Origin of the sequence: Pedobacter steynii (assembly GCF_900103665.1) — a bacterium.
In the GTDB taxonomy this organism is placed as follows: Bacteria; Bacteroidota; Bacteroidia; order Sphingobacteriales; family Sphingobacteriaceae; genus Pedobacter; species Pedobacter steynii.
This window is the reverse complement of record NZ_FNGY01000001.1, coordinates 421,951-439,606: the sequence shown is the minus strand read 5'-3', so window position 1 is coordinate 439,606 and position 17,656 is coordinate 421,951. Positions and strand designations below refer to the sequence as shown.

At 41.1% G+C, this 17,656-nt stretch carries 17 protein-coding genes and 1 tRNA gene; 11 read left to right on the top strand and 7 right to left on the bottom strand.

Features of this window, described 5'->3' with window-relative positions; translation table 11 throughout:
* Window positions 1-2: 2 nt before the first annotated feature.
* The 5 genes from serC to rpsO form a co-directional block, all read right to left on the bottom strand.
* Entirely contained in the window at window positions 3-1,067 is a 1,065-nt protein-coding gene (serC, locus tag BLQ87_RS01710; RefSeq protein ID WP_074604365.1) for a 3-phosphoserine/phosphohydroxythreonine transaminase, read from the bottom strand.
* A gap of 47 nt (window positions 1,068-1,114) precedes the next feature.
* Entirely contained in the window at window positions 1,115-3,496 is a 2,382-nt protein-coding gene (locus tag BLQ87_RS01705) for a TonB-dependent receptor (RefSeq protein ID WP_074604363.1), read from the bottom strand.
* Window positions 3,497-4,168, bottom strand: coding sequence for a ribulose-phosphate 3-epimerase (rpe, locus tag BLQ87_RS01700; RefSeq protein WP_074604361.1), 672 nt, complete (start codon window positions 4,166-4,168; stop codon window positions 3,497-3,499).
* A gap of 94 nt (window positions 4,169-4,262) precedes the next feature.
* The gene (gene pnp / locus BLQ87_RS01695; RefSeq protein ID WP_074604359.1) at window positions 4,263-6,410 is read right to left on the bottom strand and encodes a polyribonucleotide nucleotidyltransferase; all 2,148 of its coding nucleotides are present in this window, start codon (window positions 6,408-6,410) and stop codon (window positions 4,263-4,265) included.
* 117 nt (window positions 6,411-6,527) lie between these two features.
* The gene (gene rpsO, locus BLQ87_RS01690; RefSeq protein ID WP_074604357.1) at window positions 6,528-6,830 is read right to left on the bottom strand and encodes a 30S ribosomal protein S15; all 303 of its coding nucleotides are present in this window, start codon (window positions 6,828-6,830) and stop codon (window positions 6,528-6,530) included.
* A gap of 173 nt (window positions 6,831-7,003) precedes the next feature.
* Between rpsO and BLQ87_RS01685 the strand changes: the two genes are divergently transcribed.
* The 3 genes from BLQ87_RS01685 to BLQ87_RS01675 all read left to right on the top strand — a co-directional run bounded on the left by BLQ87_RS01685 (window position 7,004) and on the right by BLQ87_RS01675 (window position 10,464).
* A complete protein-coding gene (locus tag BLQ87_RS01685) occupies window positions 7,004-7,423 on the top strand; it encodes an acyl-CoA thioesterase (protein ID WP_074604355.1) in 420 nt (139 codons plus the stop codon).
* 493 nt (window positions 7,424-7,916) lie between these two features.
* Complete coding sequence (locus BLQ87_RS01680; protein WP_074604353.1) at window positions 7,917-9,344, top strand: MATE family efflux transporter; 1,428 nt, start codon at window positions 7,917-7,919, stop codon at window positions 9,342-9,344.
* Window positions 9,345-9,675: 331 nt separating this feature from the next.
* Window positions 9,676-10,464, top strand: coding sequence for a DUF3575 domain-containing protein (locus tag BLQ87_RS01675; RefSeq protein WP_074604351.1), 789 nt, complete (start codon window positions 9,676-9,678; stop codon window positions 10,462-10,464).
* A 288-nt stretch (window positions 10,465-10,752) separates the two neighbouring features.
* On the opposite strand, the gene BLQ87_RS01670 is transcribed toward BLQ87_RS01675, so the two are convergent.
* Window positions 10,753-11,739, bottom strand: coding sequence for a D-alanine--D-alanine ligase (locus BLQ87_RS01670; RefSeq protein WP_074604349.1), 987 nt, complete (start codon window positions 11,737-11,739; stop codon window positions 10,753-10,755).
* 146 nt (window positions 11,740-11,885) lie between these two features.
* Here BLQ87_RS01670 and BLQ87_RS01665 point away from each other — a divergent pair, with 146 nt between their 5' ends.
* The 8 genes from BLQ87_RS01665 to BLQ87_RS01630 all read left to right on the top strand — a co-directional run bounded on the left by BLQ87_RS01665 (window position 11,886) and on the right by BLQ87_RS01630 (window position 17,207).
* Window positions 11,886-12,656 (top strand): PASTA domain-containing protein, encoded by a 771-nt coding sequence (locus BLQ87_RS01665; RefSeq protein ID WP_074604347.1) that lies wholly within the window; start codon window positions 11,886-11,888, stop codon window positions 12,654-12,656.
* Window positions 12,657-12,671: 15 nt separating this feature from the next.
* Entirely contained in the window at window positions 12,672-13,721 is a 1,050-nt protein-coding gene (gene mltG / locus BLQ87_RS01660; protein ID WP_074604345.1) for an endolytic transglycosylase MltG, read from the top strand.
* A 2-nt stretch (window positions 13,722-13,723) separates the two neighbouring features.
* Window positions 13,724-14,131 (top strand): acyl-CoA thioesterase, encoded by a 408-nt coding sequence (locus tag BLQ87_RS01655; RefSeq protein ID WP_074604343.1) that lies wholly within the window; start codon window positions 13,724-13,726, stop codon window positions 14,129-14,131.
* Between the two features lie 9 nt (window positions 14,132-14,140).
* Window positions 14,141-15,130, top strand: coding sequence for a YihY/virulence factor BrkB family protein (locus BLQ87_RS01650; RefSeq protein ID WP_074604341.1), 990 nt, complete (start codon window positions 14,141-14,143; stop codon window positions 15,128-15,130).
* A gap of 97 nt (window positions 15,131-15,227) precedes the next feature.
* Window positions 15,228-15,317 (top strand) — tRNA-Ser (locus BLQ87_RS01645).
* 338 nt (window positions 15,318-15,655) lie between these two features.
* Window positions 15,656-16,231: a Crp/Fnr family transcriptional regulator gene (locus BLQ87_RS01640; protein WP_074604340.1), complete on the top strand. Its 576-nt coding sequence runs from the start codon at window positions 15,656-15,658 to the stop codon at window positions 16,229-16,231.
* A gap of 74 nt (window positions 16,232-16,305) precedes the next feature.
* Window positions 16,306-16,734, top strand: coding sequence for a DUF4267 domain-containing protein (locus BLQ87_RS01635; protein ID WP_074604338.1), 429 nt, complete (start codon window positions 16,306-16,308; stop codon window positions 16,732-16,734).
* The gene (locus BLQ87_RS01630; protein ID WP_074604337.1) at window positions 16,731-17,207 is read left to right on the top strand and encodes a DUF2214 family protein; all 477 of its coding nucleotides are present in this window, start codon (window positions 16,731-16,733) and stop codon (window positions 17,205-17,207) included. Before BLQ87_RS01635 ends, BLQ87_RS01630 begins: the two co-directional genes overlap by 4 nt.
* Before the next feature lie 168 nt (window positions 17,208-17,375).
* On the opposite strand, the gene BLQ87_RS01625 is transcribed toward BLQ87_RS01630, so the two are convergent.
* A complete protein-coding gene (locus tag BLQ87_RS01625; RefSeq protein WP_074604336.1) occupies window positions 17,376-17,648 on the bottom strand; it encodes a hypothetical protein in 273 nt (90 codons plus the stop codon).
* Window positions 17,649-17,656: the final 8 nt, after the last annotated feature.

Genomic DNA, 17,656 nt, shown 5'->3' with positions numbered 1-17,656 from the left:
TTTTATTGGTGTTTTTCAGCAAAAATCTGCATTAATTCAATTAAAGTATGTACGCTCGTAATCGGAAGTGCATTGTACATCGATGCTCTGAATCCGCCCACACTTCTGTGGCCTTTGATTCCTTCGATGCCATTTTCTTCCGCGTACTTTAAGAAAGGTTTTTCCAGTTCCGGATTCTCCATTACGAAACAGATGTTCATTCTTGAACGGTCTTCTACCGCACAGGTACCTTTGAACAATGGATTTCTATCGATCTCCGTATATAAAGCTTTCGCTTTTGCAATGTTTTCTTTTTCAATTTCAGCTACACCACCTTTAGATTTCAACCATCTCAGGTTCAGCATGGCTACATAAATAGAGAATACCGGAGGAGTATTGTACATAGAACCACCTTCGATATGCACTTTATAATCCAGCATAGAAGGGATTTTCCTACCTGTTTTACCTAAGATCTCGTCTTTCACAATCACTACAGTTAAACCGGCAGGGCCGATATTTTTCTGTGCACCAGCATAGATCAGGTCGTACTGAGCTACATCAATTACACGGCTCATGATGTCCGATGACATGTCACAAACTACAGGAACTTTTGTTTCAGGCAGGCTGAACATCTCTGTTCCATAAATGGTGTTGTTCGAGGTGCAATGGAAATAAGCACTGTCTTCAGGGATACTATAATCTTTAGGAATAAAGGTATAGTTCGATGATTTTGAGGAAGCTACAATGTTTGCAGTTCCAAAAGTAGCGACTTCTTTAATCGCTTTGTTTGCCCATACTCCTGTCTCCAGGTAACTGGCTGTTTGGCCTTCAGGCAACAGGTTCATAGGAACCATTGCAAATTGCAAACTCGCACCACCTTGTAAAAAGAGAACGGAATAACCGGCAGGAACATTTAACAATTCTTTAACCAACTTCCCAGCCTCTTCAACTACACCTTCAAATTCAGGTGTGCGGTGAGAGATCTCCAGAATAGACAAGCCGTCTTTAAAATCAAGTACTGCTTGTGATGCTTGCTTGAAAACTTCCTGTGGTAGGATACAGGGTCCAGCGCCGAAATTATGTCTCATTTTTATGTTATTTTTATTAGTTGTAAATGTAATATTTCTGTGGTTTATTATTTCATATTTTTGAACTTAATGATCAATTTCAGGTTGATCCGTCTGCCCGTTAAATAATTAGGTATGGCATACTGAACGTTATTCAAATCTTTCAGCCAGAGGTAAGACACCGTATTGTCGATATTCAAAAGGTTGAACACTTCCGCGTAAAGGGCACATGAGCTAAAATATTTATCCAGAAATCCGGGTTTCCTTAAAGCCGCATCATCCAGAAAATCTTTCGAGAAGCCAATGTCTATTCTTTTATAAGCAGGGATATGAAAATTGTCCGTATAGCGATCCGATGAAGGCGCACCGATGGGCAATTGTGATCCATAAAGCAGGTTAAGGTGTACCTTATACGTCGGACTGTTGAGCAGGCGGTCCTGAAAATAGGCAGAGAAATTAACAATTTGATCGGTGGGACGTTTCAGGAAGCCCTGAGGGTCGTTCCCGATCTGCTGTTTTGCCTGCATCAGCGACAGTCTGAAATGAGAAACCAGGTCTTTCACAAACTCTCCGCCGATGCTGAAATCTGCCCCATAGGTATATCCTTTCGCCATTTCTTCGGCCAGATACCTGATCCGTACATTGTCCATCATATAAGGAATCAGCCTGTCCTGGTATTTAAAATAAGCTTCCGTACTGAATTTCAGTCGCGTCCCCAGCCCGTCAAAAGCATAATCCATTCCTGCAGAGGTATTGTAAGACCTTTGGGCTTTTTGATTCCCGTTCAGCTGCCCCTGAAAATCCCTGATACTTCTATAATCCGGTGCCTGCTGGTAAACACCTGCACTCCACCTGAAGATCTTGTTGTTACCCCGGGGGCGGTAAGCCAGCAGTAAACGCGGACTAAGCAGTAACTGACTACTCAGGCTATTGTAGTTCGCCCTCAGCCCCAGCTGAAGATCCGTATGTGCAGAAAGGCGATAACTGTCCTGCACATAGGCACTGTAATATTGGATATCCAGTTTATTTTTAACCTCAATCGCGGGTCCTCCATAAAAACGGTTTACACCTGCAGAGTCGATCAGGCTATACTCGTTGAGCTCATCACGGTAGTTTTTATATTCGAAGCGTAATCCCCAGGAAAAAGTATGGTTATTAAAGGTCTGGTCTCCTTTGAGTTCAGAGCTAAACCTTTGGGAACGCAGTTCATTGTCTGCAAAAGTAAAATATCCTCCGGTGCCTTTATCAGTCGCAGATCCCCCGGCGCCTGGTTTCACAAGGTCAGGGCTCAGTTCCCTTAAAAAATACGCGCCCTGAATGTTGATGTTTTCTCTTTCCAGGCTATTGAAATAACTGTTAATCCATTTCACAACCAGGTTTGGCTTTGGGGTATACAGGGCAGTGACCGCTCCTCCCAATGTGCGGTAATCGTCCACCTCCTGCCCATCATAACCCACATTCAAGCGGATCGTCCTGCTCAAGGTTCCGAACTCTGTCTGACGGCTTTCCGGAATCAGCTTAAAAGTTCCGCTGTTCAGATTTCCTAAAAAATTCAGACTGAGCTTCGGAGAAAGTTCCTGCTGAAAAATCAGTTGTGCATCCGTAAAACTCGGGCGGTAACTCCCTTTATTGTCCTGAGTACCTAAAACCCCTGTATTGTTTTTATAACGTAATCCTGCAAGCAGGAAACCGTGTTGCCTGAGTAATTTTGTGCTCAAAGAAGCACCATTCAGTCCGCCAGTTAATACCGCCTGACTGCTATCCGGCCTTCCATACTTCACATCCAGAACAGAAGAAAGCTTGTCTCCATACCGTGCTTCAAAGCCTCCGGCAGAAAACTTGGCACTGCTCAGTAAATCGCTGTTGATGAAGCTCAGCCCCTCCTGCTGTCCGTTTCTGATCAGCACGGGCCGATTGATTTCGATATCGTTTACATAGATCAGGTTTTCGTCGAAATTACCACCTCTAACACTATACTGGCCGCTCAGCTCATTGTTTGCTGATACACCGGGCATGGTTTTAAGGATGGCTTCAAAATTCCCCGAGGGAGATGGCATCGCCGGGATTCCGGCAATATTGATGGTCGTACTGTTGCTCAGTTGATTTTGTTTACTGGTAATCCTGACCTGCTCCAGTTCATTGCTGCTTTCACTAAGCCTGACATCCTGAATCAGCCTGCCGGCCTTATCGTGGTGGATGGTGATCAGCACAGGTTTATAGCCCAGCAGGGAATATTTTAAGACAAAGGCGGTGCTTGCCGCGTAAATGGTATAGCTGCCTTTTTCGTCTGTTAAAGACGATTGGTCCTGGCCCAGGATCCTTACGGTTACGTCCGACAAAGGTTGCTGCAGTTCATTCGTCACCATTCCCGTCACCTTTATTAAAGGTTGCGCCTTCAGCCCTGTAAAACCCAGGAGAAGGAGGAAGAGCAACAGGTGGCGTTTCAGCATTTACACTTTCAGGATGCCTGCATTGAGATTTTTTAATTCTGAAATCATTTCTTTTGGAGATGCGGCTGCGAAGATGGCATTTCCGGCGACAAAGGCGCTGGCCCCTGCCTGGATTAAATCACCGAGGTTATGGATGCCTACCCCTCCGTCCACTTCAATGATCAGGTCCGGATTTAGTGTGGCTGCCATCGCTTTCAGCTCTCTCAGTTTATTCAGGGTATTGGGGATAAATTGTTGTCCGCCAAAACCCGGATTTACCGACATAATCAATACCAGGTCCAGATCTGCAAGAATATCTTTTAACAGCGCTACCGGAGTATGCGGATTCAGGGCCACTCCTGCCTTGCAACCTGCCGCATGAATTGCCTGGACTGTTCTGTGGAGGTGTGTACACGCTTCATAATGAACGGTAATTACCGTTGCCCCTGCTGCAGCAAAACGTTCAACGTACTGATCGGGATTTACGATCATCAAATGTACGTCCAGCGGCTTTGTGGCATGTTTCTTTATCGCTTCCATCACTGGAAAACCAAAAGAGATATTGGGTACAAAAACACCATCCATCACATCTACATGGAACCAGTCTGCTTCACTGGAATTGACCATCTCAATATCACGCTGAAGGTTCGCAAAATCAGCGGCAAGTAAGGAAGGAGCAATGAGGTGTTTCATGATCAACAGGTTTTAATGTTAACGAAGTAAATATAAAAAATAAAGCTGTTTTAAAACAAAAAACCCCGCGAATTGCGGGGTTTTAATGTTTGTATTATGCAGGTTTGTTTTCTGCGGTACCTTCCGGTTTTGCTGGACGAGGCAATAAAGCTTTTCTTGAAAGTTTCATTTTTCCTTGTTTGTCAATATCCAAAAGTTTCACCTGAATCCTGTCACCTTCTTTGAACACGCCGTCCATCGTTTCTAAACGAGTCCAGTCGATCTCAGAGATGTGTAATAATCCGTCTTTTCCTGGCATGATCTCTACGAATGCACCAAATGGCATGATAGATTTCACTTTACCATCATAAGTAGCACCTATGTCTGGTTTAGCAGCAATCGCGTTGATGCGACCAACAGCAGCATCAATAGCTGCTTTATTATCAGCAAAGATTTCAACGATACCTTTGTTACCTACTTCTTCGATAGAGATAGATGCGCCGGTTTCGCGTTGCATTTCCTGGATAATTTTACCGCCTGGGCCGATTACAGCACCAATAAATTCTTTGTCAATGCTTAGAGAAACGATACGTGGCGCGTGATCTTTGTAATCTTCACGTGGTGCAGAAATCGTTTTCTTCATTTCGTTTAAGATGTGTAAACGAGCTTCTTTAGCCTGGTTTAAAGCGTTAGTTAACACTTCCCATTTCAAGCCATTGATTTTTAAATCCATCTGACAAGCAACGATACCTTTTTCAGTACCTGTTACTTTAAAGTCCATATCACCTAAATGATCTTCATCACCTAAGATATCTGAAAGGATCGCATATTTACCAGTTTTCTCATCAGTGATTAATCCCATTGCAATTCCGGATACCGGAGCTTTGATTTTAATACCGGCATCCATCAGTGCTAATGTACCTGCACAAACAGTTGCCATTGACGAAGAACCGTTAGATTCCAGGATATCAGAAACGATACGGATGGTATATGGATTTTCTTCCAATCCAGGTAATACTTTCTTCAATGAACGCATGGCTAAGTTACCATGACCGATTTCACGACGACCAGCACCTCTGTTCGGACGAACCTCACCAGTAGAGAAACCAGGGAAGTTATAGTGTAATAAGAATTTGTTGTATCCATTGATGAAAGCACCATCAATCATTTGCTCATCATCTTTAGAACCTAAAGTAACGGTAGTTAATGATTGGGTTTCACCACGTGTAAATACTGCTGATCCGTGAGCAGAAGGCAGGTAACCTACTTCACTCCAGATCGGACGTACGGTGCGCACATCACGGCCATCTAAACGAATTCCTTCGTCTAATACCAGGTTACGGATGGCATCATACTGTACATCATGGAAATATTTTTTAGATAAGAATCCGGTTACATCATCGATATCTTCGCCTAAAGTAGCGATGAAATCCATTAAGATCGCACCGAAAGCATCACCACGCTCACCTTTGCTCGTGTTGCTTTTCGCTATTGCATATACTTTATCATAAGTAGCTGCATAAACTTTTTCTTTTAATTCAGGATTGCTGTCTTCATGAGAATAAGTACGTTTAACGGTCTTACCTACTAATTCAGCCAATTCTTTTTGTGCCTGAACCTGAACAACGATTGCTTTGTGTGCAAATTCAATTGCTTCCACCATGTCTGCTTCAGAGATCTCGTCCGCTTCACCTTCTACCATCACGATATCAGATTCAGTACCTGCAACAAGGAATTCCATAGTTGCACGTTCAAGATCGCTTACATAAGGGTTGATCACGAAGTTACCGTCGATTTTAGCTACACGTACTTCAGAGATTGGTCCGTTGAAAGGGATATCTGAAACCGCGATAGCAGCCGAAGCAGCTAAACCAGCTAAACAGTCAGGCATAATATTTTTGTCAGAAGAGATCAAAGTGATCATCACCTGAGTATCTGAGTGATAATCTTCAGGGAACATCGGGCGTAAAGCGCGGTCAACCAGACGGGAAATTAAAACTTCATAGTCTGATAATCTTGCCTCACGACGTAAGAATCCTCCGGGAATACGGCCTGCGGCAGCATATTTCTCCTGATAATCTACAGATAGTGGTAAAAAGTCAACACCAGCTTTTGCACCTACTGAAGATACTACAGTAGCCAATAACATGGTATCGCCCATTCTAACAACTACAGAACCATCAGCTTGTTTCGCCAATTTCCCTGTTTCAATTTCGATTGTTCTTCCATCGCCCAAGTCGAACGATTTTTTTATTACATTCATTTAAAGAGTGTTGTGGTGTGTTTTCCTCTTTCTACACACCTGATTTATATATATTTATTTTATTTTTCAAAGTAAAAAAGCCATCCTTTAGAATGGCTTTTCTTGATATTTTAACGCTTATTTGCTATCTCTCGAACCTAAAGGTTTGATGATATCTCTTAGCCCTAAAGCTTTGATGATAGCACGGTAACGGGCAATATCTTTTTTAAATAGATAAGCCAAAATACCGCGACGTTTACCTACTAGTTTTTGTAGTGACAACTGAGTAGAGAAATCTTTACGATTTTTCTTTAAATGCTCTGTTAAGTGCGCAATACGGTATGTAAATAACGCTACCTGACCTTCTGCAGAACCCGTGTTGGTTTCTACTTCGCCGTGTGTTTTAAAAATGTCGGCTTTCTTTTCTTTACTTAAATACATTTCTTGAATGATACTAAAGTGTGTATGGATTAATTAATTGGGTGCAAAGATAGTTTAAGTTTTAATGATTCGCAAGTTGTGAGCCCACAATTGTCATCTGCTTTTAATTTACGATGCAGGAGCAAATATAAATAAAATCTAAACCCTATTTTTGCCCTCAGAACGAAGAAAACATGGAAAAGAACGAATACAGCATATTTGAAAGCGAATTAAAAGTACGTCCGGATGACATAGATATGTTTCAACACGTGCACAACAGCAAATACTTCGACTATGTACTTGCCGCAAGATATGACCAGATGGAACAATTCTATAAAATGCCTATGGAATCTTTCCTCGAAAGTGGCTTTGGCTGGGTGGTACGCACTGCTCATGTCGACTTTAAGCGTCCCTTAATCCTTGGAGATGTGATTGCCGTCCGCACCGGAATTCTAACCATTAATGAAAAAGGATGCAGGGTACAATTTGAAATTGAAAATAAGCGTACCGGAAAGATTGCCTCCGATGGCTGGTTCGACTATGTGATGATCGATACCAATACCGGAAAAGGCTGCAAAGTGAATGAAGAAATGATTCTGGCCTACAGCATTTAAATCCTACCGTTAGCAGCAACCTGTCACCTCCGGACCTGCCGGGGGTATCCCTCATTTTTCAGCCGTTTTTTCCGCGTTGCTTACCCGCCTTTAACATGCTTTCAAGCGGGTGTGCACCGAGTATAGAGCGTGTATAGAGCGTGGTCAGAGCCTGTATAGCCGGGAGCAGGTATTTCGCTGTTATTCAGCAGGTATTTAGTTGTCCCGATGCAGCCTTATTCCTCGTGTAGCTTTACCTCAATTTGTCTGATTTCCCAATATTCTTTCCGAATAAACCGGCACCATCCCGCCTTCCCTGAAAGACAAAAAATATTTTCTTTTTTTAAGATTTAACCATAAAAAAACTATATTTGGTACTTAACTAAACCGCAATACGATGATTGTATTCGCAGTCCGTTTAAGGTTCTAAGACCGAGGACTCCCCTCCTTCCACCAATTAAAAGGTTCAGCATTTATGCTGACGACGGTTTATTGTATCCATTTTCCCCTATTTATGTCAAATCAGCAAACAGCTTCAACAGGCAAGCTATCTCAAATTTTAAATCTTTTAAAACAGGCCCTCAAAGGGGAAGACCTTGATTTCACTCAAGGCAGTATCCGAAAGGCTGTACTCCTTCTCGCCATTCCGATGATGTTGGAAATGGCCATGGAATCCGTATTTGCACTGGTAGACCTTTATTTTGTAGGCCACCTTCACAATAGCAGTCATGCGATACAAACAGTAGGATTAACAGAATCCGTATTGACGATCATTTACTCCCTTGCGATAGGAATGAGTATGGCTGCAACAGCAGTCGTAGCCCGCCGGATTGGAGAGAAAAACCCGGAAGCAGCAGCAAAAGCAGGTGTCCAGGCAATTATTGTCGCCGTAGCCGTTAATGTTGTCATCAGCATTTTAGGCGTCATCTATGCTTCAGACATTCTATTGCTCATGGGAGCCTCCGCAGAAACAGCTGTACAGGGTACCCCATTCGCAAGAATTATGATGGGTGGAAGCGTAATCATCGTACTCCTTTTCCTGATCAACGGTATTTTCAGAGGCGCAGGAAATGCAGCCATAGCCATGAAGAGCTTATGGATTGCCAATATTGCCAATATCATCTTATGTCCGGTCCTCATCAATGGCTTCGGCCCAATTCCGGCATTTGGATTAACAGGCGCCGCAATCGCGACCACCATCGGCAGAGGAATAGGTGTTTGTTATCAGGTTTATCACCTGGTAAGTGGAAAAAGCTTATTAAAGCTCCATCTATCCTATTTCAAGCCTCATTTCGAGCAAATAAAAGCGCTGTTAAAAATCGCTACCCCAGGGATCTTTCAATTTATCATTGCTTCCTGCAGCTGGATCTTCCTGGCGCAACTGGTCGCCACTACAGGCGGAGATCATGGTTCAGCAGGTTATCAGACTGCATTAAGACTGATGATGTTCTTTATGCTCCCTGCATGGGGCATGAGTAATGCTGCCGCAACATTGGTTGGTCAGAATCTGGGTGCAAAAAGCCTGGACCGTGCAGAGCAGTCAGTTATGAAGACCGCTAAATATATCGTCATCTATATGATCGCTGTAATGGCATTTACATTTATTGGCGGATATTATTTCATTTCTTTCTTTACCAACGATAAGCTGGTTCAGGAAGTGGCACTTCATGCTTTACAGATCATGAGTCTGGGTTATATCTTTTATGGGATCGGAATGGTGTTGATCAGTACTTTTAACGGTGCTGGTGATACCTGGACGCCAACATGGGTTAACTTGTTCGGGTTCTGGCTGTTTCAAATCCCATTGGCGTTCCTGCTGGCAAAACATTTTGAGATGGGACCTACGGGGGTGTTTATCGCGATTCCTGTTGCGGAGACCGGGATTGCCATTGCAGGATATATTCTGTTCAAAAAAGGCAAGTGGAAGACGATTAAGGTGTAATACATTTTGCATTCGGAATTAAGGTCTTTGCTAAAAAGAAGCATTACCACTCAAAGGCTGGAATCTTTTGCGCTGAAAAAGCGCAAAATTTCCTAGGCCTTTTCCTGGAACGCATCTTTTTTTGAGAAATTAAGTTCCGGGCAGAACTGTATACACACTGTGAGGGGAAGGGAAGAAAAAGAAAATGGACATGGTTTGGTTTGGTTTGGTAAAATATTAACCAGGGACTGATATTGGCATTAATTGTATGATTTTGATCTAACCATTGATTTATATGATTATTGTATAGGGTATAATATATACTTTTGACAAATCAAAAACAACAATGAGTATGAAGAAAACCTTTACCCTTACCCTTACTAAAACTATTTTATCATTTGCCTTTCTTGCGCTGGTTCTTTCAGGGAACGTGAGTTATGGCCAACAGGCCGGTACAGATTCAGAGAGCGGGAAACACCTCGTGAAATGGAATGTTGCTGCCCTGGCACTTAAAAATTATTCTTTTCAATACGAGCAGGCGATTGGAAGAAAAACAGCTGTGGCTCTTGGGCTTAGGTTTATGCCTAAATCATCCATGCCGTTCAGCACATTACTAAAAAATGGAATTGATGATGACCAGGCCTGGGAAAGCATCAAAGACTTTAAAACAGGAAACTTTTCCATCACTCCTGAATTCAGGTATTATTTTGGAGAAAGTGTTTTCCAGGGATTTTATGTTGCGCCTTTTGTGAGGTATGCAAGATACAATGCCGATCTACCATTTAATTATGAATATCAGCAAAACGGTACGACCATTAAAGGTACAATGGATTTTAACGGAGGCGTGGATACCTTTACCGGAGGTGTTCTGATTGGAGCACAATGGAGTTTAAGCAAGTCCATCTCTCTTGATTTATGGATCATCGGACCAAATTATGGAATTGCTTCCGGAAATATCGCTGGTAAGAAAGCATTAAACTCAATGGAGCAGGACGAATTGAGAAAAGCGCTTAATGACGACCTCGGTGACCTTCCTTTGGTAAAAACCAAATATACGGTTGACGGCAATGGCGCCAAAATAGATTTCGATGGCCCCTGGGCAGGTGTAAGATCTGGATTGAGCATTGGATACAGATTTTAACTTTATTACTGTTTAACAACAAAGAGGCTGATCATTTGATGATACAGCCTCTTTGTTGTTTTCTATATAAAACCCGCGCCTGTTATTACCTATTAAATCAACTATAAACTTATTTCTGAAAACCTGCTAAAAAAACAGTTAAACATCCAATCGTACACATTTCAGGTCTTCTTCAATTATTGCAGGATTATTAAAAAACTGAAATCCTCTTTGAAGACATTCGAATATTTGCCCTTCAGCAAAGATTCGGGGATGAAAAGAGCGATTACCGTTTTTACCCCACAGCAATTATCCTATGGTTTCTTTTACCAGCTTCGTATAAAAATCATTCAGTTTCATACCCGCTGCAGCCACCTGCTGAGGAATAAAACTCGTTGCTGTCTGTCCTGGGATCGTATTGATCTCAATGAAGTAAAAATCACCTTCATCTTCCGTCAGGATAAAATCAATACGCACCACGCCACTGCAATTTAATTTGAGGTACACCATTTCTGCGATCTGGGCCACTCTTGATTTCGTTTCGGTTCTGATTGGCGCTGGTGTAGTTTCTGTCGCCACTCCAGGTGTATATTTCGCTTCAAAGTCAAAGAACTCTTTCGCGGTTTCTACTTCAGTTACCGGCAATGCCACTATTTTTCCGTCCAATCTCACTACTCCTACGGTGAATTCCCGGCCGGATATAAACTCTTCAATCAGCAGCTGATCGTCTTCCTTGAAAGCTTTATCAATTGCCTTTTGCAGGTCTGCACCATGTGTTACCTTACTCATCCCAATACTGCTTCCACCATTATTAGGCTTCACAAAGTATGGGAGTTTGAGCTCTTTCTTAATTTGTTCAACGCTATAACCGGTATTTTTAAAGACCTGTACAGATCTGGCTACGTGAAGGTTTTCAATACCTGTCACAATAGATTTTGTATAGCCTTTATTCATGGTAACGGCCGAAGTGAGCGCGTTACAAGTGGTATATGGAAGACCGATCATATCAAAATAGCCCTGCAATTTCCCATCTTCACCCGGGGAGCCATGGATGGCGATAAATACACCGTCAAATGTAATTTTTCTGCCTTTAATGTTCAGGGAGAAGTCGTTACGGTCAACTTCAATTTTAACGGAGTCTGCGGGTTCATAAAACCAACCTTGTTGGGTTAGCATAATTTTATAAACATCAAACTTGTCGGCATCCAGATTTTGGGCGATAGTGGCTGCACTTTTAACCGATACGACCCACTCACCTGTGGTGCCACCGGTTAGTAATGCTAATGTTTTCTTCATTTTTAAGCGTGTTAAAACCTATTAAAAGTAATAAGTTAAATGTATGCACAAATATAAATTAGTTGGTGCAGATGTTATTTTAATTCCAATAAAATATTTTTTTAGTCTAAATTTGGGCGAAATACAATAAGAACGAAAAAACACCTATGAGCAAATTCATATCTTACCTAAAGACGAAATCCTTTAGAAACAACTTTATTGCCGCGATTGTAACTGTAGTGGTAATTGTGCTGACTGCTTTCTTTAGTTTAAGATATTATACCAAACATGGCGAGGGATTAAATGTTCCGGTATTAAAGGGCCTTGCATTTACGCAGGCGGTAAGTAAGCTGGAAGACCTTGGACTTCGTTATGAGGTGGACTCTGTTTTTGTGATGGATTCGCCTCCGGGAATTGTGATTGATCAGGACCCTGAAGCCAACACCTTTGTAAAAGGCAACAGAACGATTTATTTAACTGTAAATGTAGCCCTGGCACCCAATGTTAAATTTCCGGATATAGAGTTTAAACCTTTGAGAGAAGCACAGGCGCTGATTGAGAATTACGGGCTTAAACTTGGAGATACCACTTACAGATCTGATGTGAGTAAAGATGTAGTCCTTCAGGCAATGTTTGGCGGACAGCCCCTGAAAGCTGGTGAGTCTTTACCTAAAGGTTCCAGAATTGATTTTGTACTGGGTGATGGAAAAGGAAATGAAGAAGTTGACATTCCTTCGCTAATCGGGCTGACTAAAGATGAAGCTGTTTTTGCGTTAAAAAATGGCGCAATGCTTACTTTAGGTACAATAACTTATGAAGGAGAGATTATCGACAGTGCAAATGCCGTTATTATCAGACAGGACCCTTTCCTTACAGATTCTGTTTCGAAAGTTAAAATCGGTACACCTGTAAATATCACCTTATCCAACAAGAAATAATTTTACGATCATTTTATGACAAACGAGAAAAGCTTTAAAACAAAAACTAAGGTAATATTAGGGGCATTATTGGTCCTGCTGGTTATTGGAGGTTATTACGGACTACAATTCTACAAGGTTTACTTTGCACCTAATACGACAGGAAAAGAGAAATATCTTTATGTAAGAACAGGACATACGCTGGATGATTTATTTGAGGAAATCCGTCGCAAGGACATCCTGACGGATATCGGAACGTTTAGTCAGGCTGCAGCAAAGATGGATTTAAAAGGTGCTTTGAAACCCGGACGTTATAAGATCGCTAAAGGGATGACCAACCGCGGTTTGATCAATATGCTGAAAGCAGGAAATCAGGAGCCGGTAAAGCTGAAGTTCCAGAACATCAGAAAGAAAGAGAATTTTGCCGGATATCTGGCTAAAAGCCTGGAGTCTGACTCTCTTACTTTTATCAAATTGCTGGATTCTGCGGCATTGATTGAAAAATATGGCTTCAATAAAGACAACAGTTATACTATGTTTATTCCAAACACATACGAGTTGTACTGGAATACCTCCCCTTCCGATTTCTTTGAGAAAATGCAAAAAGAATATGAGAAGTTCTGGAATGACTCGCGTAAAGCGAAAGCAGCTGCATTAAACTTAAGCCCTATCCAGGTTTCTATCCTTGCTTCTATTGTAGATTCGGAAGCTTTGTACGACAAAGAGATGCCGATCATTGCAGGTTTGTACCTGAACCGTTTGAACAAGGGAATCCTGCTTCAGGCGGATCCAACGGTGATCTATGCGAATGATGATTTTACGGTAAAAAGAGTCACCAATTCTCTTTTACAGGTTCAGTCGAGATACAATACCTACAAATATGCAGGATTGCCTCCGGGACCGATCATGATGCCGAGTATCAATGCCATTGATGCAGTATTGAACAAAGACAATAACAATTACATTTATATGTGTGCGAAGGAAGATTTTTCTGGCTTTCATAATTTTGCAGTTACCGTTCAGGAACATGAAATCAATGCAAAGAAATACAGAGAAGCCTTAAACAAACGCAACATTTACAAATAAGGATGTATACACATAGCACTAAAGTTAGGGTACGTTACGGAGAAACGGACCAGATGGGATACGTATATTATGGCAATTACGCGGAGTATTACGAGGTGGCAAGGGTAGAAATGCTTCGAAGCCTGGGGATGGATTATGCCGGTATGGAAAGCAGCGGAGTGATGATGCCTGTTTTAGAGCTAAATTGTAAGTACATCAAACCGGCATTGTATGATCAGGAGATCACCATTAAAACGACGATCCATGACCTTCCGGGAGTGCGTATACATTTTGTATATGAATTGTTCAATGAAGCCGGGGAACTGATCAACATCGGAAAAACAACCCTGGTATTTGTAGATATGGCGAAAAATAAACCTTGCACTCCTCCTGAAAATTTCATGGAAAAGTTAAAAGGATTTTTTAATTAAATTTGATAGATGGAGTGGGTACATAGGCAATTATTAAAAGTCAGGATTTATGCTTTGTTTATCGCCTGGACCAAAGTATGTGTACTTCCTGGTTTCAGCCCGCTACCGCTTTATACTGTTGCTTCTTTTTTTTTCAAAGAGATTGGGAAGGATTCTTTAGTCAATAAGGCTTCTTCCCTTGCTTATAACTTCATGTTGGCACTATTTCCTGCCATCATCTTTCTCTTTACCTTAATTCCATTTATCCCAAGACGTATAGGCTTCCAGAAGCAGCTGATGGACTTCATTGTGCTCATCCTGCCAGCCGATGCTTACAGAGCCTTTGAAACGACTTTAAATGAGATCGTCAACAAGCCTAACCGCGGATTGTTATCCTTTGGTTTCTTCCTGTCCTTATTCTTCGCCACAAATGGCGTACATAGCCTCATGATGGCTTTTAATAAGTCGTCCCTGATCATAGAAACCAGGACCTGGGTAAAACAACGCTTAATAGCGATATTACTAACGGTAGCCATTGCCCTATCAGTGATCATATGTATCGTTGCCATGACGATTGGAGAAGTGGCTTTAAATTATATAGATGGAGAGTTGAACATTAAAGGAAACTTTATTGCCTACGTGATTCAGCTGACCCGATGGTCGCTCCTGGGAATTCTTTATTTTGTGACGATTTCCATTCTATACAAATACGGACCGGCACATGCGAAGAAATGGAAATTCTTTAGCGCAGGCTCCTGTCTGGCAACCATTCTCGCATTTTTAACAATCTGGGGCTTCTCTTTTTACATCAACAATTTCAGTTCCTACAATAAAGTATATGGTTCGATCAGTACTTTAATTGTCCTGATGATCTGGCTTTATCTCAATTCTTTGATCTTATTGGTCGGATTTGAGCTCAATGCGAGCGTAGATTTATCGAAAAGAAGTGTGAAAATCATCAGGCCGAACTTCAATATGTTCAAAAAAACGCCTTCTGACACGGGTAATTCAGAAAGATAAAAAATTTTTCTAACTCATCTTTAAGGGCTTATCAAGTTTTCGTTAAATTATCTGATTCATAATTTGCAGAATCAAGCGGTATTTGTACTTTTGTCGCGGAGAGTTGGCAGAGTGGTCGATTGCGGCAGTCTTGAAAACTGTTGACTTGTCAAAGGGTCCGCGGGTTCGAATCCCCCACTCTCCGCCACTATGGTATCAAAACCAAGAAAAAGCCTGCAAATCGTAAGATAGCAGGCTTTTTTGTTTTTATCAGGCATCAAAATTCTCCTAAATTCATATAAGATTGGTGAGTGATTCGGTGAGTAAATTGGAGAAATAATATGAAACTAATAAAATATGAGCGTCACATTGGAGCTGCTACATTTGAATAGACAGCAAGGTCAGAGAATTTAATAACTTAGCCAGCTTTAATGAGATAAAAGTTACTGTTGTACTAGGTAATCAATGTTAGTAAGCGACGAAACTCTTCAGAGCAGCAAATTATCCCATTCGCCAAAATTGTGATTTTTGCTTAATTTTAGGGCTATGGACTTGTTGATAAAAAAGATTAAAAGTTATGTGCAGCTTTCTTCTAACGACGAAATAATAATTCGCACTCTATTTCATAAGAAAGAACTAAAAAAGGGTGAGTATTTGCTCGAAGAAGGCAACATTTGTCGTCACGTCATTTTTATTGAAACCGGCCTTGTCAGGTATTATATTAACCAGGATGGAGAGGAGAAAACCACCTATTTCAATAAAGAAAATGAGTTTGTATGCGATAACATGAGCTTTCTGACCCAAACTCCTTCGAACCTTAATATTCGGGCAATAGAGGACAGCACAATATGGATGATCAGTCACACCGATATCCAGCAATTCTATAAAGAGGTAACTACAGGCGAACGGTTCGGACGTTTGGCAATAGAACAAGTATTTGTGAGCGCGGCCAACCAGATCATTTCTTTGTACACCGACCTGCCCGAAGTACGGTATAATAAATTTGTTAGTAACTATTCTGATGTGGCACAGCGTATCCCCCAGTATTATATTGCTTCGTATGTCGGTATTAAACCGCAGTCACTAAGTCGTATCCGTAAACGTATCTCGCGAAATCATTAATTAACCTGGGTGAATGAATAGAAGTTTTCTGTTGCTGAATTTTGTGTTGTAAAAACAATAATAATAATAATAATATGAAAACAACACATGAAACACAACAATGGGATATTCGTTCTGTATCCTTTTGGATGGTCCTACCAATTGCACTGGGCATTATCTTTATCGGAGCTGCATTTATCATTAGCCCATCATCTAACGCGGCCGGATATGGTATTCCTATGACTAATCCTGATGATCTTCCATATGGAAGAATAAAAGGTATCCGTGATATATTTTCCGGTATAGTACTTCTGCTACCTTTGTTTTTTAAAATGAGAAAAGCCGCTGCATTGGTTTTCACTGCCTCCATTATTATCCCGGTTACAGATTGTTTGATCATACTCGAAACAAACGGGCCATCGGATTTGCAGCACTTGCTTCTGCACGGGTTAACGGCTTTATACATGATGGGAACCAGCTTTTTGCTGTTCAACGATAAACATTCAACCTCGCTACAGTCATGAATGCATTGCTAATATTACAAATATGTTTAATTCTGCATTTATCAGGGTTGATATTGATGGTTGGACATACCGCAGTGGACTTTATTATTTTTAATAATTTTTCTAAGAAATTTGAGTTTGAAAAAGAGAAATCACTTGCCCTTCTTGAAATAATGTCAAAGTTGTCGGTCCTTCTAATTGCTGGGGGAATCTTGTTAATTGCTTCAGGAACTGGTTTATTTTTAGTCACTCAAGGGGCCTTTGGTGAACAAATATGGTTTCAAGTTAAAATGGGTTTAATAGTTGCCCTTATTCTTAACGGATCCTTTTTCGGCGGAAGGCAGCAATCGAAATTAAAAAATTTAATTAGAGCAGGCGGCCCCGATTTAAAAAGTAAAGTAAGAGCGGTCAACTTAAAAATCAAATTATTTTACACATTACAAGTAACAATATTTCTTACAATTATCATTTTGGCTGTATTCAAATTTAATTAAGAATGGCGATAGAATCCCGCCGGCTCGACGAATTTTGATGTAAAATATTAATATAGCACTGTAAATAAGTATTACCTCACCTTTCATCTTAAAACAGGCAGTGACAAAAACAGTTGTCTCTGCCTGCTTAACCTCCTACATCTTTAAACAAAGAAATAGTTGTTAACCTCAATACAACTCTATATAAGTATCATCAATGGCTCTTTCGGTTTGATATTTGATATTCTTTGCCACCACAGTTTCGTCTTTCAAATCCTGATCAATCTTATATAAATTGTTATCCGAACAGAGGTAATAGTAAAATCCATTATAATATTTGATTTGCCCAATCGTTTCCCGGTCTGCAAAATGCTTCTGCTTTAAAAGCTTGCCATTATCCTGGTCAATAACCAGCAAATAATGTGGGGTATTTGCAACAATGACATCATCCATCACCTCCATAGACTGTA

What these genes read in the sequence shown, in the direction of transcription:
- serC (WP_074604365.1), bottom strand. Translation starts at nt 1,067, where the DNA reads ATGAGACATAATTTCGGCGCTGGACCCTGTATCCTACCACAGGAAGTT.
- BLQ87_RS01705 (WP_074604363.1), bottom strand. Translation starts at nt 3,496, where the DNA reads ATGCTGAAACGCCACCTGTTGCTCTTCCTCCTTCTCCTGGGTTTTACA.
- rpe (WP_074604361.1), bottom strand. Translation starts at nt 4,168, where the DNA reads ATGAAACACCTCATTGCTCCTTCCTTACTTGCCGCTGATTTTGCGAAC.
- pnp (WP_074604359.1), bottom strand. Translation starts at nt 6,410, where the DNA reads ATGAATGTAATAAAAAAATCGTTCGACTTGGGCGATGGAAGAACAATC.
- rpsO (WP_074604357.1), bottom strand. Translation starts at nt 6,830, where the DNA reads ATGTATTTAAGTAAAGAAAAGAAAGCCGACATTTTTAAAACACACGGC.
- BLQ87_RS01685 (WP_074604355.1), top strand. Translation starts at nt 7,004, where the DNA reads ATGGAAAAGAACGAATACAGCATATTTGAAAGCGAATTAAAAGTACGT.
- BLQ87_RS01680 (WP_074604353.1), top strand. Translation starts at nt 7,917, where the DNA reads ATGTCAAATCAGCAAACAGCTTCAACAGGCAAGCTATCTCAAATTTTA.
- BLQ87_RS01675 (WP_074604351.1), top strand. Translation starts at nt 9,676, where the DNA reads ATGAAGAAAACCTTTACCCTTACCCTTACTAAAACTATTTTATCATTT.
- BLQ87_RS01670 (WP_074604349.1), bottom strand. Translation starts at nt 11,739, where the DNA reads ATGAAGAAAACATTAGCATTACTAACCGGTGGCACCACAGGTGAGTGG.
- BLQ87_RS01665 (WP_074604347.1), top strand. Translation starts at nt 11,886, where the DNA reads ATGAGCAAATTCATATCTTACCTAAAGACGAAATCCTTTAGAAACAAC.
- mltG (WP_074604345.1), top strand. Translation starts at nt 12,672, where the DNA reads ATGACAAACGAGAAAAGCTTTAAAACAAAAACTAAGGTAATATTAGGG.
- BLQ87_RS01655 (WP_074604343.1), top strand. Translation starts at nt 13,724, where the DNA reads ATGTATACACATAGCACTAAAGTTAGGGTACGTTACGGAGAAACGGAC.
- BLQ87_RS01650 (WP_074604341.1), top strand. Translation starts at nt 14,141, where the DNA reads ATGGAGTGGGTACATAGGCAATTATTAAAAGTCAGGATTTATGCTTTG.
- BLQ87_RS01640 (WP_074604340.1), top strand. Translation starts at nt 15,656, where the DNA reads ATGGACTTGTTGATAAAAAAGATTAAAAGTTATGTGCAGCTTTCTTCT.
- BLQ87_RS01635 (WP_074604338.1), top strand. Translation starts at nt 16,306, where the DNA reads ATGAAAACAACACATGAAACACAACAATGGGATATTCGTTCTGTATCC.
- BLQ87_RS01630 (WP_074604337.1), top strand. Translation starts at nt 16,731, where the DNA reads ATGAATGCATTGCTAATATTACAAATATGTTTAATTCTGCATTTATCA.
- BLQ87_RS01625 (WP_074604336.1), bottom strand. Translation starts at nt 17,648, where the DNA reads ATGGAGGTGATGGATGATGTCATTGTTGCAAATACCCCACATTATTTG.